Annotated in this window: 14 protein-coding genes; 6 read left to right on the top strand and 8 right to left on the bottom strand. The window is 70.7% G+C overall.

Going from position 1 to position 13,299, the window contains the following annotated elements; genetic code table 11:
• Positions 1-40: 40 nt before the first annotated feature.
• Positions 41-1,399: a cytochrome P450 gene (locus tag NO364_RS05460; protein WP_257628730.1), complete on the top strand. Its 1,359-nt coding sequence runs from the start codon at positions 41-43 to the stop codon at positions 1,397-1,399.
• Between the two features lie 68 nt (positions 1,400-1,467).
• Here the strand turns inward: NO364_RS05460 and NO364_RS05465 are convergent, their stop codons facing one another.
• Both NO364_RS05465 and NO364_RS05470 read right to left on the bottom strand, forming a co-directional pair.
• Complete coding sequence (locus NO364_RS05465) at positions 1,468-3,954, bottom strand: DUF5059 domain-containing protein (RefSeq protein ID WP_257628731.1); 2,487 nt, start codon at positions 3,952-3,954, stop codon at positions 1,468-1,470.
• A gap of 158 nt (positions 3,955-4,112) precedes the next feature.
• On the bottom strand, positions 4,113-5,621 hold the full coding sequence (locus NO364_RS05470) for a uracil-xanthine permease family protein (RefSeq protein WP_157688418.1): 1,509 nt from the start codon (positions 5,619-5,621) through the stop codon (positions 4,113-4,115).
• Positions 5,622-5,727: 106 nt separating this feature from the next.
• Between NO364_RS05470 and NO364_RS05475 the strand changes: the two genes are divergently transcribed.
• Positions 5,728-6,339: a hypothetical protein gene (locus NO364_RS05475; RefSeq protein ID WP_257628732.1), complete on the top strand. Its 612-nt coding sequence runs from the start codon at positions 5,728-5,730 to the stop codon at positions 6,337-6,339.
• A 46-nt stretch (positions 6,340-6,385) separates the two neighbouring features.
• Positions 6,386-7,183, top strand: a complete 798-nt coding sequence (locus tag NO364_RS05480) for an RIO1 family regulatory kinase/ATPase domain-containing protein (protein WP_157688420.1) — start codon at positions 6,386-6,388, stop codon at positions 7,181-7,183.
• A gap of 308 nt (positions 7,184-7,491) precedes the next feature.
• Here NO364_RS05480 and NO364_RS05485 read toward each other — a convergent pair whose 3' ends face one another.
• The 4 genes from NO364_RS05485 to NO364_RS05500 are packed head-to-tail and all read right to left on the bottom strand — an operon-like array spanning position 7,492 to position 9,231.
• Positions 7,492-8,307: a carbon-nitrogen family hydrolase gene (locus NO364_RS05485; RefSeq protein WP_157688421.1), complete on the bottom strand. Its 816-nt coding sequence runs from the start codon at positions 8,305-8,307 to the stop codon at positions 7,492-7,494.
• A gap of 1 nt (position 8,308) precedes the next feature.
• Positions 8,309-8,734 carry an SRPBCC family protein gene (locus NO364_RS05490; protein WP_157688422.1) on the bottom strand — a complete coding sequence of 142 codons (426 nt, stop codon included), beginning with the start codon at positions 8,732-8,734 and terminating at the stop codon, positions 8,309-8,311.
• A gap of 37 nt (positions 8,735-8,771) precedes the next feature.
• Positions 8,772-8,996: a DUF7123 family protein gene (locus NO364_RS05495; RefSeq protein WP_114586681.1), complete on the bottom strand. Its 225-nt coding sequence runs from the start codon at positions 8,994-8,996 to the stop codon at positions 8,772-8,774.
• Between the two features lie 52 nt (positions 8,997-9,048).
• Positions 9,049-9,231, bottom strand: a complete 183-nt coding sequence (locus NO364_RS05500) for a DUF7525 family protein (protein WP_157688423.1) — start codon at positions 9,229-9,231, stop codon at positions 9,049-9,051.
• 93 nt (positions 9,232-9,324) lie between these two features.
• Between NO364_RS05500 and NO364_RS05505 the strand changes: the two genes are divergently transcribed.
• Positions 9,325-10,464 (top strand): acyl-CoA dehydrogenase family protein, encoded by a 1,140-nt coding sequence (locus tag NO364_RS05505; RefSeq protein WP_257628733.1) that lies wholly within the window; start codon positions 9,325-9,327, stop codon positions 10,462-10,464.
• Positions 10,465-10,505: 41 nt separating this feature from the next.
• Positions 10,506-10,775: a DUF7111 family protein gene (locus NO364_RS05510; RefSeq protein ID WP_157688425.1), complete on the top strand. Its 270-nt coding sequence runs from the start codon at positions 10,506-10,508 to the stop codon at positions 10,773-10,775.
• Between the two features lie 12 nt (positions 10,776-10,787).
• Here the strand turns inward: NO364_RS05510 and NO364_RS05515 are convergent, their stop codons facing one another.
• On the bottom strand, positions 10,788-11,468 hold the full coding sequence (locus NO364_RS05515) for a protein sorting system archaetidylserine synthase (protein ID WP_157688426.1): 681 nt from the start codon (positions 11,466-11,468) through the stop codon (positions 10,788-10,790).
• A gap of 97 nt (positions 11,469-11,565) precedes the next feature.
• Between NO364_RS05515 and NO364_RS05520 the strand changes: the two genes are divergently transcribed.
• Positions 11,566-11,979 carry a cupredoxin domain-containing protein gene (locus tag NO364_RS05520; RefSeq protein ID WP_157688427.1) on the top strand — a complete coding sequence of 138 codons (414 nt, stop codon included), beginning with the start codon at positions 11,566-11,568 and terminating at the stop codon, positions 11,977-11,979.
• Here NO364_RS05520 and NO364_RS05525 read toward each other — a convergent pair whose 3' ends face one another.
• Positions 11,980-13,212 carry a PAS domain-containing protein gene (locus tag NO364_RS05525; RefSeq protein ID WP_257628734.1) on the bottom strand — a complete coding sequence of 411 codons (1,233 nt, stop codon included), beginning with the start codon at positions 13,210-13,212 and terminating at the stop codon, positions 11,980-11,982.
• Positions 13,213-13,299 lie beyond the last annotated feature (87 nt).

The raw sequence follows: 13,299 nt of genomic DNA on the forward strand, positions 1-13,299 counted from the left end.
GTCCCGTGGATATAAGCCGCCGAGACGGTATACCGCCGGTATGTCCTCGGGCGACGGCACGACGACCCCGCTGGCACCTTACCCCTCGACGCTCGGGCATCCGCTGACACACACCGTCGGCGCGATGCGCGACGTCTTCGGCTTCCGGAACCGGGCGATGGCCGACCGGGACTTCGTCCGGGTCAAACTCCTCGGTCCCGGCGACGTCTACCACCTCGGTCACCCCGACCACTTCGAGTACGTCCTCCTGAGCGGCCGCGACGACTTCCGCAAGTCCGACGACTTCCGTATCGCCTTCGACGAGGGCCTCGTCGCCGCCGAGGGGGAGACCTGGCGCCGCCAGCGCGAGGTGTTACAGCCCCTGTTCGCCCGTGATCGGCTCCTCGACCACGCCGACGGGATGGTCGCGCAGGTCAGGCGTCGGTGTCGGCGCTGGGAACCCGGGAGTCGGATCGACCTCGCCGCGGAGACGAGCCAGTTGAGCCTCGACGTGCTCTTCTCGACGCTGTTCGGGCGCGAACTCTCCATCGACGGGGACGAGGCGATCCGGACGGCCGCCGACCGCCTGCAGGACTGGTTCGCCCCCACCTCCTACCCGCTTCCCCGATGGGTGCCGACGCCCGCCCGGCGGCGGTTCCGGCGCGGGAAGGAACGCCTCCACGCCGTCGCCGACGACCTGCTCGCGGCAGCGGCCACGGATCCACCGGCCGATCCGTCGGCTGCCGACGACCTCCTCTCCTTGCTCGTCGCCCTCCGCGAATCGGGGGCGACACCCGAGGGCGTCCTAGACGACGACTCACTCGGGGACCAGGTGGTGACGATGATCTTCGCCGGTCACGACACCACCTCGACGGCCATCGCCTTCGCCTTCTACGCGCTGGCCACCAACCCCGAGGTCCGGGCGCGGTTCCACGACGAGGTCGACGCCCTCGACGGGCCGCCGACGGTCGACGATCTGGACGCCCTCGACGTGACCGAACGGGTCGTGACCGAGACGCTCCGCAAGTATCCGCCGGTGTACACCATCCCCCGCGAGGCGGCGACGGACGTGACCCTGGACGGCTACCGCATCCCCGAGGGCGCGGCGACGTGGCTCACCGTCGATCAGATCCACCGCGACTCCCGGTTCTACGACGACCCCGAGACCTTCCGTCCGGCGCGCTGGGCGACCGACCTCCGCGAGCGCCTGCCGGACTTCGCGTACGCCCCCTTCGGCGGCGGCCCGCGCCGCTGTATCGGCCGTCAGTTCGCCCTGCTGGAGGCGACGCTCGCCCTCGCGACGATCGGTCGCGAGTACGACCTCGTCTGGCCCGGCGATCCCGACGCGGAGCCGCCGCTCGTCGGCGCCATGACGGCGCGCATGGTACCCGGCACGAAGTTCGTCGTCGAGCGGCGGTAAGTGGAGGAAAAGTGCCCACGGCAGCGGGGACCGGGGTCGCTGAGGCGGTCAGGGAGCCCGCCGTCGGCTCACTCCTCGACGACGACAGTGCCCTCCATCCCCGCGGCCTCGTGCGGGATGCAGAAATAGCCGTGTTCGCCGGCCGTCTCGAAGGTGTGGACGTAGGACTGGCCGGAGGCGACGTAGCCCTGACCGTTCTCCCAGCCCTCGCGGGCAGCCTCCTCGGAGTCGAAATCGCCGGAGGCCCAGTAGCTCGCCCCCTCGGGGAGGCCGTCGCCGTAGGCGGTGACGCTGTGGGGTTCGCCGCCGGCGTGGCTCCACGCCACCGTGTCGCCGACGGAGACGGTGAGTTCCGCGGGCTCGAAGGCGACGGCGGTCATGTCGACCACGTGGTCGGCATCGTCGGGGACGCCCTCGACGACGTTGGGGCCGCCCTCGAAGTCGCCGGAGTCGCCGCCGTGACCGCCCTCGCCGCCTCCGCCGCCGGCGGAGATCTCGGGCGCGTCGCCGACGGCGCCGGCGACCGCGAAGCCGGCGTTGCGGGTCGCCTGCGCGAACCGTTCGCCGGCCGCGTCGACGCCCTCGCCGCTCTCGAGCGCCGAGACGTAGTCCGAGAGCGCGGACTCGAAGGTCTCGTAGGTCTCGTGGTCCCCCTCTTCGAGGGCCTCGTGGACGCGGGCGTTCTCGAAGGTGGCGAACACGTCGCCCACGAGGGGGGCGGCGTTCACGTCGCCGCCGCCCTCACCGCGCTCGACGACGGCGTAGACGGCCGCGGTCGCCTCGTCGGCGAAGGTCGTCGCGGCGTCGGAGGCGTCGGCCTCTCCCGTCGTCGCCGAGCGGACGGCCCCGAGGGCCTCCTCGAAGGAGTGGTATCGCTCCTCGCTGGCCGCCTCGACGGCCTCGTGGAAGCCGTTGGCGCCGGCCTCGAAGTACTCGAAGGCCTCGCTCGCAACCGTCTCGGCGCGGTCGGTCGCGCCGAGCGTCGCGAGGACGCCCGCGTCGCCGGCGCGGCCGGTCATGTACGTCGCCGCGGCCGCGCTGGCGACGGGCGTCGACCCCGCGCTGGCCTCGAACTCGACGAGGGCGTCGGTCGCCCCCGCGAGGTGGGTGTCGACGGCCTCGTCGTCGCCGCCGCGGAAGGCCTCGGGGAGCGCCGTCAGGTGCTCCTCCTCGAAGGTGTGATAGAGCTCCTCGCTGGTCTCCTCCAGCGTCTCGTGGAAGTCGGCCTCGTTCTCCTCGAAGCGGGCGAAGAGGTCCTCCGCGACCGTCGCGGCCGCCTCGCCCTCGCCCCGGTGGTAGCGTTCGCGGGCGTCGCCGAGGCGGGCGCGGAAGTACCCGGATTCGAGCACCGGCGCGGCGTCGCCGGCGAGGGCCTCGATCCCCGTCGTGAGGCCGTCGTGGGTCGTCGCCGCCGCGTCCGCGACCCCGGCGTCGTCGCCGTTCTCGATGGCCTCGATCAGGGCTTCGAGCCCGTCGTGTTCGAACTGCTCGTAGGCGTCCTCGCTGGCCTCCTCCAAGGCCTCGTGGGCGCGGGCGCCCTCGAAGTGCTGGAAGACGGACTGGGCGGCGGCCGTCGCCGCTTCGGGCTCGCCGGCCTCGTAGAGCCACACGGCGTCACGGACCCGAGCGCGGTAGCCGTTCAGGCCGGCGGCGTGGGCGAGGCCGAGACCCGGACCGCCGAGCCCGGCGGCCATCTCGGCGTCGAAGCCGACGGCGCCCATCAGCGAGAGGTGGCCGACCCCCGCGACCCCCTCGGGGACGAGTTCGTACGCGGCGTCGACGACGCCCTGTGACGCCGAGAGCGCCGCCTCGTGGACGGCGTCGGCGTCGCCCTCCTGGGCGGCCGAAACGGCGTCCTCCAGCCCGCCCTCGAAGGCCTCGTAATACTCCTCGCCGGCCGATTCGATGGTGTCGTGGACCGCCGCCTCCTCGAAGTCGGCGAGCGTTGCTTCCCCGACCGTCGCCGCCGCGTCGGTCAGACCGGCGGTCGCGAGGGCGTCGACGTTCCGGACGCGGGACGCGAACACGAACAGGGAGAACACCCCGACCGCGGCGTCGCCGGTCCGCTCGCGCTGGGCGGACAGCAGGTCCTCGCCCGCGCCGTCGAGGGCGCCGATGGCCTCGTCGGCGTTCCCCGCCTCGAACGCCGAGCGGCCGTCGCCGAGGCTCCCCTCGAAGGACTCGTAGGCCTCCTCGCTCGTCGATTCGAGGCCCTCGTGGGCGCCGTACTCGCCGCCGGCGTTCTCGAACCGGGCGAACACGTCGCCGACGAGTCGCGCGGCCGCGGCGTGGTTGTCGGTGCGGCCGAGCGCCACCGCGTCGTGGAGTCGCGCCCGCATGACGTTCCACTCCGCCGCGAGCGCCGTGTCGGCCGAGACCGCAGCGGTCGGCGTCTCGGTCGCGGTGGGTTCGGCGGTGTCCGTCGCGGTGGGTTCGGCAGTGTCCGTCGCCGTCGGTTCGGCCGCGTCGGTTCCGCTCTCGCCGCCACAGCCGGCCAGTCCGGCACCGAGGGCGACGCCGGTCGCCTGCAGTATCCGTCTTCTCGTGTGTCGCATAGATTTTAGGCTAGCCTAAAAACACAAAAGCCCGTCGGTTTTTCGGTCAACCTAAAAATTTCGTGGCGGACGCCTCCCCCTCGCGGGTGGGGAGTCGGTAGGAGCGATGGGGGACGCGGCCGACAGTATTTAGGCCAACCTAAAAACGTGTCGAAGCGTCAGTCGTCGCGGAGGAACCGGTCGAACGCGGAGCGGAAGGCGGCGTCCTCCTCGGTCGCCTGTTCCCACTCCACGAGCCCCCGTTCCTCGCGGGTGCCATCGATGGTGTTGTCGAGGAAGAAGGCCACGAGGCCGCCGACGGCCATGCCGGTGGATCCGATGACGTAGATCGTATCGGCGACGGCGCGGGCGCCGAGCACCGGGCCGAGGACGGCGACCCCACGCATCCCCTCGCGGAACGCCGCGGCGCTGCCGACGTTGCCCATGTACGCGGGGACGGCGAGGCCGGTGAAAAGCGCGATGCCGACGACGAAGACGTTTCGCGAGGAGTCCAGGTCGACGTACTCCAGGTTCGAGAGGCCGACCGCGACGATCTGTCCGAACATGGCGACGTAGAGACCGCCGACGATAGGGTCGGGGATGGTCGCGATCAACTGGCCGAAGTAGCCGACGAAGCCGACCACGAGCATCACCGCGGCGCCGATCTGGACGACGTAACGCGAGGCGACGCCGGTCAGGCCGATGGCGCCGATGTTCTCGGAGTAGGAGGTCGACCCCCCGGTTCCCATGAGGCCGGCGAAGACGTTCATGATCCCCTCCATCCCGATGCCGTGGTTGATCCGCTCCTTGCTCGGCGCACCGACCCCCGAGAGCCGCGCGACGGCGTGGTAGTCGCCGAACGACTCCAGCATCGACGCCGCGACGCCCGCGAGCATGCCGATGACGAACGCGGTTTCGATCTGGGGGGTTCCCCACTGGAGCGGGTAGATCGGCATCAGCGCTGGCGCCGACGCGACCGAGGCGAGGTCGACGTAGCCCGACGTCTCCGGGGCGTAGAACCCGACCACCGAGAGGACGGCGGCGATCACCCACGCGACCACGACGCCGAGCAGGACGGGGAACAGCTGGAACGCTCGTGAGGCGTCGCCGAGGTACTGCGAGAACAGGACGATCAGGCCGAGGGTCAGCCCCAGCAGCCACCAGTTGCCCGACGCAGCCGTCACCTGCGGTGCGTTGAACAGCGCCAGACCGATCAGGGCGATGGTCGGCGCGATGATGACCGGCGAGATGTACGACCGCAGGCGGCCGAGCAGGCCGAGGTAGCCGACGGCGATCTCGACGACCGCCGCGACGACGATGGCCCCCTGCAACTGGAGGAGGGCGGCCTCCCACGCCGGCCCCGCGGGATCGCTCGCCTGCACCACGCCGATGACCGCGAGCGCCGGCGCGAGCATCGAGAATGGCGCCCCCTGAACGATCGGATAGCGGTTGCCGAAGGTCGTCTGTGCCAGGGTCGCGATCCCCGAGACGACGAAGAAGGTGCCGACGAACCGCGGGACGACCGCGTCCGGCATCCCCAGCGCCCCCGCGAGGATCAGCGGCACCGCGACGTTCGCCCCAACCATCGTCAGGTAATGCTGGACCCCGAGCAGGAGCGACGTCGGAATCGGCGGCCTGTCCTCGATACCGTACTCCACGAACCCGGAGCGACCGTCGGAGTCGCTCATGGTACCGGCTCACCCGAACCCATACGGCGCACTCTCTCGTCGGGGCGTTAAAATCGACCGGAACCGGCCGAAAGGGTAAGGACGGGGGCGACCCACCACCCGAGCGATGGACGAGGGGGTCGCCACCGAGGACGCAGCCGGGGAACCGACCGCAGCACCGGACGCGGAGCGGTACTGTTACGCCGGCGAGGCGGTCGTCGCCGCGACGCCGCTCGGCGCCGGCTGGGCGGCCGTCACCAGCCACCGGCTGATCGCGTACAACCCCGCGGCCGACGGCCGGCGGTTCGAGACGGTCGACCGGCCAAACGTCGCGGGGATCGACGTCGACGCCGCGGGCGACCGGCGGCTCCTCGGGTGGGCGGTGCGGGCCCTCCTCTACGGGCTGGCCGCCGTCGCCGGCGGCGCCGCCCTCCGCGCGATGGACCTCGGCGAGACGCTGTCGATGGATCCCGGGACGGCCGGCGCGGCCCCCGTCGGGAGCGTCCTCGCGGTGACCGACGCCCTGGCCTCGGCGCTCGTGACGCTCACGGCGCTGCTGTTGCTCGGCGGCCTGGCCCTGTTCGTCGGCGGTCTCGCCCTGCTGGCCCGGTACCTTCGGACGCGCCGGTCGGCGCTCGTGATCGAGCGGTTCGGCGACGAACCGGTTCGACTGGCCGTGCCCCGAACCGACGGCGAACGGGCGGTACGGGCGCTGTCCGGGGCGCTCGACGAGCGGTAGCCCGCCCGACGAAGATATATCCCTCGTGGCCGCGTACCGACCGTCGATGGAAGTCAGGCGGTTCCTCCGCGGCCGGATCGACGACGACCGCCTCGACCGTGTGATGACGGCGGTCGCCGAGCGGTACGGTCACGAGGACCCGTCGGTCCGGTATCTCGACGCCGACAACTGGCTCTCGACGCCCGTCGTCCTCGACGAGGAGCTCTTCGTGAAGGTGATCTCCCGACAGAACTCCATCGTCCACGCGCTCATCACCACCGGCCGGAACATCGGCGTCTTCTCCGCGGGGACCGAGGGCTTCTTCGAGCATTTCGGGACCCCGTACCAGATGGCCACCCACGAACTCGAGGCGACCGAACGGATGCGCGACATCGGACTGAACGCGCCGGAACCGCTCGAAGCGCTCGAGGTGGCCGACCTCGGGGTCGTCGTCCTCGAATATCTCCCCGAGTTCCGGCCGCTGGACGACCTCGAACCGGAACAGGCGCGTGACCTCGCTCCCGACCTGTTCGCCGCGCTGCGGACGCTGCACGACCACGGCCTCGCCCACGGCGACCTCCGGGCCGAGAACGTCCTCGTCCTCGACGACGAACTCTACTTCATCGACGCGACCAACGTCGGCGCCGAGGGGCGAACGGACGCCCGCGCGTACGACGTGGCCTGTGGACTCGCGGCCCTCGAACCGCTCGTCGGCGCGGGGGCGACAGTCGACGCCGCGGCGACGGCCTACGCCACCGACGAACTGGTCGCCGCGCTGGACTTCCTCGATTTCGTCAACATCCGCCCGGATCACGACTGCGACGCCGCGGCGCTCAAAGGCGAAGTCGAGAAGCGAGCCGCGTGATACGGTTCGTCGTGAGTCATTACCGGCGGTTCGCCGAGACAGTCCGGTGAACCGCCGGGAGACAGTTGCGACGATCCGTATGAAAGGGTGGACGAGAGGGGGCGGAAGACGGGACGTCGAGTCGCTCCTGCCGGGCGAGGGGAGCGACCCGACCGGGGCGAGCGACGACGTGGTGGATGTTGTTGCCGAGTCTCGACGAGAAAAGCGTCGATGCGTCGGCACTCACCGATAGCGCCCTCTCGGTGATAAAGCCTCCGGCAACGGCAGCGGTCGCTGGGATCGGGACATGGGCCCCGTTGCCGTCGGTCTCAGTCCCAGTCCCGCCGGTCGCGCAGCGCCGGAAACTCCTCACGGACCGCGTCGATCCGGTCGGGATCGAGGTCGGCGACGACGAGGGTCGCCTCGTCGCCGGCGCTCGCGATCGTCGTCCCCCAGGGATCGTAGACGGTCGACCGGCCGAGGAGGGTCGCGTCCTCGAACGTCGCGGCGCCGTTGGCCGCCGCCACGTACGTGAGGTTCTCGACGGCGCGGGCCCGCGCCAGCGTCCGCCAGTGTTCCACTCGGGGATAGGGCCAGGCGCTCGGCACGCAGACGAGCGTCGCCCCGCGGTCCGCGAGCCGGCGGTACAGCTCCGGGAATCGCAGGTCGTAACACGTCGACATGCCGACGGTGAAGCCCTCGAAGTCGACCGTCGAGAGCGACTCGCCGGGCGTGAGCAGGCGCGTCTCGGCCGACTCGTACCCGAAGAGGTGGTGTTTGCGGTAGACCGCCCGACGGCGGCCCTCGCGGTCGTAGAAGACGCAGGTGTTGGCGAGCCCCTCGGACGCGGGCGTCTCGGCGCCGGCCGCCGCGCTCTCGGCGAGGTCCTCGACGTGGCTCCCCGCTAGGAGGCCGACGCCGTGGTCGGCTGCGGCGTCGGCGAGACGGGCGAAAGTGGGGCCGTCGAGCCCCTCCGCGGTGCGGGCGTAGGCGTCGAAGGCGAAGTAGCCGACGGTGAACAGTTCGGGGAGGACGACCAGGTCGGCGCCGCGGGCGGCGGCGTCGCCGACGGCTTCGACCGCCCGGTCGACGTTCCCGTCGACGTCGCCGGCTGTCTGGTCGAGTTGGGCCAGTGCCACCCGCATCTCAGGCCGGCAACCCCAGTTCGCGTCTGAGCGCCGCCTCGAGGTTGTCGAGTTCGGTGTCGAGGCGCTTCTTGAAGAAGCGTTCCACGCCGGGGAGTCGCCCGTCGACGACGAACTCGTTGTGGAGGCGGGAGCCCGTGTCGGTTTCCTCGATGCGGTGCTCGCCGGTGACTCGGAGGACCGAAGAGCGGCCGACGAACTTCACGTACCGGGGTTCGTCCCGTTCGACGTCCTCGGTCTCGACGGTCGCGGTACGGTCGACTAGGGGAAGATCGAGGTCGATCTCCCAGGTGGCGCGGTTCCCGTCGACCTCGTAGTCGTGGACGACGCTGATCGCACCGGCCCGCATACCGGGATCGGAGATGAACTCCCAGACCCGTTCCCCCGGTGCCTCGAACTCGAACGTCCGACGGACGCGTACGGTCACGGGCTGAACTCCCCCCGTACGCTAAAAAATCCGAGGGTCACCCCTGCGTGACGCGCCACGTCGTCGACCGGGCGCGCCCCCACTTCTCGATTTCGACGTCCTCGGACTTCTCGGCCAGTCTGGGGAGTCGAGAGCCCACCTGTTTGGCCGTCAGCCCGATGGCGTCGGCGATGTTCTTCGCGCGGAAGTAGCGCTCACCCCGAGAGACGCTGTCGTGGAGGTACGCGAGGATTCGCCGTTCCTCTTCGGTCAGAGAGGTCATCGTTCACTCGCGGTAGGGGATTCAGCGTCTTAACTCTTTCAAGCCCGACCGGTCAGGCGTACGCCTGGATCGACACGACCGCGAGGAGGGCCGCCACGATGCCCAAGGCGAACCCCCAGGCCTTGGTCAACTGCCCGGGTGCGGCCAGCATCGCCAGCGCACCGCCGACCGCGACGATCGAGAACAGCACGCCGAACCCGACTCCCCTGTCCGTCACCGCGGCGTCGTGTGCCATACCGGCACCTGCCGCGGGTTGCACTTAGCTCATTCGGCTCCGGCCGCGGAACCGCACGGATGATATAAGACGACGCGGGGCCGTACGGCCGGTATGGACTTCAGCCTCTCCGCCGAGCAGGCCCAGATGCGCGACATGGTAGCCGACTTCGTCGACGAGGAGGTCGTCCCCGTCGCGGGCGATATCGACGAGGCCGACGAGTTCCCGGCCGACCTCGTCTCGCAGATGGCCGAGCTCGGACTCATGGGGATGCCCTTCGACGAGGCTTACGGGGGCGCCGGGCTCGACTATCACGCCTACGCCGCGTGTCTCGCGGAGATCAGCCGCGGGAGCGGGGGCCTCGGAACCATCGTCGCGGCCCACACCAGCCTCGCGGGCGGGATGCTCGACGCCTTCGGCACCGACGACCAGAAGGAGCGGTTCCTGACGCCGCTGAACGAGGGTACCGACGTCGGGGCGTTCGCGCTCTCGGAGGCGGGCGCCGGGAGCGACGTGCCGGCGATGGAGACGACGGCCGTCCGCGAGGGGGACGAGTACGTCGTCGACGGCGAGAAACTCTGGATCTCGAACGGGTCGGTCGCCGACACGGTGATCCTGTTTGCGAAGACCGACCCCGAGGCGGGCCGGCATGGCATCTCGTCGTTCGTCGTCCGCCCCGAGGAGGATCCGGGCTTTCACGTCGAGGGAACCGAACACAAACTGGGCGACAAGGGCTGTCCGACGGCGGAACTGCGCTTCTCGGACCTGCGGTTCCCGGCCGACCGCCGCCTGGGCGCCGAGGGCGACGGGTTCGTCCAGGCGCTGAAGACGCTCAACGCGGGCCGGATCACCATCGCGGCCCGGGGCGTCGGCATCGCCCGAGCGGCTCTGAACGAGGCCGTCGCGTACGCGAACGAGCGCGAGCAGTTCGGTCAGCCCATCGGCGACTTCCAGTCGATCGGCCACAAACTCGCGGACATGGACACGAAAGTGGAGACCGCTCGACTCCTGATGCACCGGGCGGCCGACCGGAAGATGCGCGGCGAGCGGTTCGTCAAGGCGGCCGCGCAGGCCAAACTCCACGCCAGCGAGGTGAGTCGCGAGGTGGCCAACGAGGCGATCCAGATCCACGGGGGGTACGGCTACACGAAGGACTTCCCGGTCGAGCGGTTCTACCGCGACGCCAAACTCAACGAGATATACGAGGGGACCAGCGAGGTGTTGCGCAACACCATCGCCGACGAGGTTCGCTGACCGACCGCAAGGTTCGACAGGCCGGAGTCCAAGGGGAGACCATGACCGAAGACGACGGCGACGGTGTCACCGCCCGCTACTACGAGGCAGGCGGCGAGCGGGTTCTCACTTTCGAACGCGACGGGCGAACGGCCGCCCTCGCACAGAACAGCGAGGGGTACGCCATGGTGACGGTGCGTCCCGACCCGGACGGCGACGAACTGGAGCGGTACTACGGGTTCGACATGGCCCTCGATCACGCGGCGGAACGGCTCGGCGTCCACGTCGCGGACCTCCCGGTGCCCGACGAGGCGGCCGACATGGGGATGTAGGCGACCGGCTGGTCAGCCGGTCCAGTAGAACCGCGGCCCGAGCGTGAGGTAGGCGAGCGCCAGAAACAGGAGCGCGAAGGCGAACACCTCCCCGGGCCGGCCCCGGAGGAGGATGGCGAGTCCCTGGACGACGCCCATCACGATGGCGTCCTGCGGGTGGAGGTCGGGGTACGTGATCTGTGTCACCATGAGCCCCGCGAGGACGCCGGAGAGGGCGACGAGCAGGAGGGGGCCGACGAAGCCCGCGAGGACGCCCGCCGAGAGGATGGTCGCCGCGAGCGTCGAGGGTGTCCCCTTCGTCTTCGAGGCGTCGCTGTCGTAGGCGGTATAGAGGCCGAGTCGAGTGACGGCCATGGCGACGTAGACGGCCGGCAGGAGGAGCCCCAGCGCGTAGAGGAGGGGTCGGTCGGCGAGCGTCCACGCGTCGGCCGCCCGCGACGCGATCAACATGGCCGGCGCGACGCCGAAGGAGGCCACGTCGGCCAGCGAGTCGAGGTAGGGTCCGGCGGGGGTCCCCCCGCGCTTCCGCGCGACGACGCCGTCGAGGCCGTCGGCGACGGCCGCCAGGAGGACGATGCGGGCCGCGAGCGGGGCGTTCGTCGTCGCGACGAACGCAGCCAGGAAGCCGAGCATCGCGTTGCCGACCGTCACGGCGTCGGCCAACCCCAGACGCCCGACGAACCGCGGTTGCATAGCTCCAACCTCTGTGACCGAGGATTTACGTCTTTATATCGTCGGATTCGACCGCCGAACCAGTCCGCATTTATTCGTCGCCCCCCGAGCGGGAGGTATGCACAGGCGTCGACTCCTCGCGACGCTCGGAACGGGACTCGCCGTCGGGAGCGCCGGCTGTGCCGGCGTCGTCGGCGGCGACGTCGAGGGCGACGTGGGCATGACCGCGGAGGCGTTCCGACCCACGACCATCACCGTCTCGGTCGGCGAGGAGGTGGTCTGGTACAACAACAGCGCCCGCGCCCACTCGGTCACCGCCTACGACGACGGCATCCCCGAGGGCGCGGAGTTCTTCGCCACGGGCGGGTACGACTCCACGAGCGCCGCCCGGGAGGGGTGGTACGAGATGAACGGCGTACTCGAAAGCGGGGAGACGTTCGCCCACACCTTCGAGACGCCCGGCCAGTTCAACTACTTCTGCATCCCCCACGAACGGGCGGGCATGGTCGGCCAGGTCGTCGTCGAGGAGTGATCACGCGGCCGGCAGTTCGAGGATGACGGTGGTTCCGTTGTCGCCGGTGTCGACCGCGACCCGACCGTTCGACACCCGGACGATCCAGTTCGTGAGCCACAGCCCCAGCCCGGTGCTGTGGGTGAGCTGTGTCTCCGCCCCCGCCTCGAGGACGCGCCGCTCCACCGGCGGGAGCCCGGGACCGTCGTCGGCGATCCGGAGGACGGCCTGCCCGCCTGTGTCGGCCATCGAGAGGTCCACGCACACCCGCGGAACGGGGGCGTCGTTGTGTGCGACCGCGTTCTCGAGGACGTTGTCGACGGCGTGTGGGAGGAGTTGGTCGGCACGAACGGGAGCACCGTCCGGAAGCGTCGTCCGGACCTCACAGTCGGGGTAGGTCCGCCGCAGTTCCGCGAGTCGGTCCCGCACTACGTCGACCAGGTCCAGCCGGACCGCCTCCGTCCGATCCGCGTCGGCCACCCGCTCGATCAACCGGCCCGCGTCGCTCAACTCGGCGAGGTCGTCGAGGCGACGCCGGGCCACGTCGAGGCTCCGTCGCGCCGCCTCGTCGTCGAGACGTGCCGCCGCCCGGTCGACGTGCCCCCGGGCGACGTTCACGTCGTTCCGGACGTTGTGACGCAAGACGCGGTTGAGGACGGCGAGCCGCTGTCGGCGCCCCCGCCGCTCCGTCACGTCGAGGACGACGAACGCCGCGCCGTCGCCCCTCTCGTGGATCGGGGCGGCCCACACACGCGTATCGAGGAGCGCACCGTCCGGTCGCCGGTGACGGGTGTCCTGGCCGACGATCCGCTCGCCCCGCCGCAATCGGTCGAGGAGGGCGTCGAACCCCTCGTCCGACGCGTCGGCCCAGGTCACGCCGAACGAGCGACCGAGGACGGCCGAGCGATCCCGGCCGAAGGTGCGCTCGGCCGCCGGGTTCCAGAGCCGGACTCGCCCCTCGCCGTCGACGGCACAGATCGCCACGGGCGCCGCGTCGATCACCGTCGAGAACCGGTCCACCAGATCCTCGACGGCCGCGGTGAGCACGGCCACCTGCTCCTCGCCGTCGAGTTCCCGGTCCAAGGCGTCGAGCAACTCCGCGAAGACGGTCCGGGAGAGTCGCTCCCGGTCCGCCGCGACCTCGTCGCGGGCGGCGGCGTAGGCGTCGACCACGGCCCGCTCCACCGCCTCGTGCCCGCGGTCGGTCAGCGCCCGAAAGACGGCACCGGCGATCTGATCCGTCGACTCGTCCATTTTAGGTTTGCCTAAAAAATGCCCGGTGATAAGCGTTCGGCTCCGCGGCGACGGCGGGGGCCGACGACCGTCGTCGCTCGGATCGGT

Source organism: Haloplanus salinarum, from assembly GCF_024498175.1.
Lineage (GTDB): Archaea > Halobacteriota > Halobacteria > Halobacteriales > Haloferacaceae > Haloplanus > Haloplanus salinarum.

Excerpts from the sequence above, each read along its gene's own strand:
- NO364_RS05460 (WP_257628730.1), top strand. The coding sequence starts at position 41 with ATGTCCTCGGGCGACGGCACGACGACCCCGCTGGCACCTTACCCCTCG.
- NO364_RS05465 (WP_257628731.1), bottom strand. The coding sequence starts at position 3,954 with ATGCGACACACGAGAAGACGGATACTGCAGGCGACCGGCGTCGCCCTC.
- NO364_RS05470 (WP_157688418.1), bottom strand. The coding sequence starts at position 5,621 with ATGAGCGACTCCGACGGTCGCTCCGGGTTCGTGGAGTACGGTATCGAG.
- NO364_RS05475 (WP_257628732.1), top strand. The coding sequence starts at position 5,728 with ATGGACGAGGGGGTCGCCACCGAGGACGCAGCCGGGGAACCGACCGCA.
- NO364_RS05480 (WP_157688420.1), top strand. The coding sequence starts at position 6,386 with ATGGAAGTCAGGCGGTTCCTCCGCGGCCGGATCGACGACGACCGCCTC.
- NO364_RS05485 (WP_157688421.1), bottom strand. The coding sequence starts at position 8,307 with ATGCGGGTGGCACTGGCCCAACTCGACCAGACAGCCGGCGACGTCGAC.
- NO364_RS05495 (WP_114586681.1), bottom strand. The coding sequence starts at position 8,996 with ATGACCTCTCTGACCGAAGAGGAACGGCGAATCCTCGCGTACCTCCAC.
- NO364_RS05500 (WP_157688423.1), bottom strand. The coding sequence starts at position 9,231 with ATGGCACACGACGCCGCGGTGACGGACAGGGGAGTCGGGTTCGGCGTG.
- NO364_RS05505 (WP_257628733.1), top strand. The coding sequence starts at position 9,325 with ATGGACTTCAGCCTCTCCGCCGAGCAGGCCCAGATGCGCGACATGGTA.
- NO364_RS05510 (WP_157688425.1), top strand. The coding sequence starts at position 10,506 with ATGACCGAAGACGACGGCGACGGTGTCACCGCCCGCTACTACGAGGCA.
- NO364_RS05515 (WP_157688426.1), bottom strand. The coding sequence starts at position 11,468 with ATGCAACCGCGGTTCGTCGGGCGTCTGGGGTTGGCCGACGCCGTGACG.
- NO364_RS05520 (WP_157688427.1), top strand. The coding sequence starts at position 11,566 with ATGCACAGGCGTCGACTCCTCGCGACGCTCGGAACGGGACTCGCCGTC.
- NO364_RS05525 (WP_257628734.1), bottom strand. The coding sequence starts at position 13,212 with ATGGACGAGTCGACGGATCAGATCGCCGGTGCCGTCTTTCGGGCGCTG.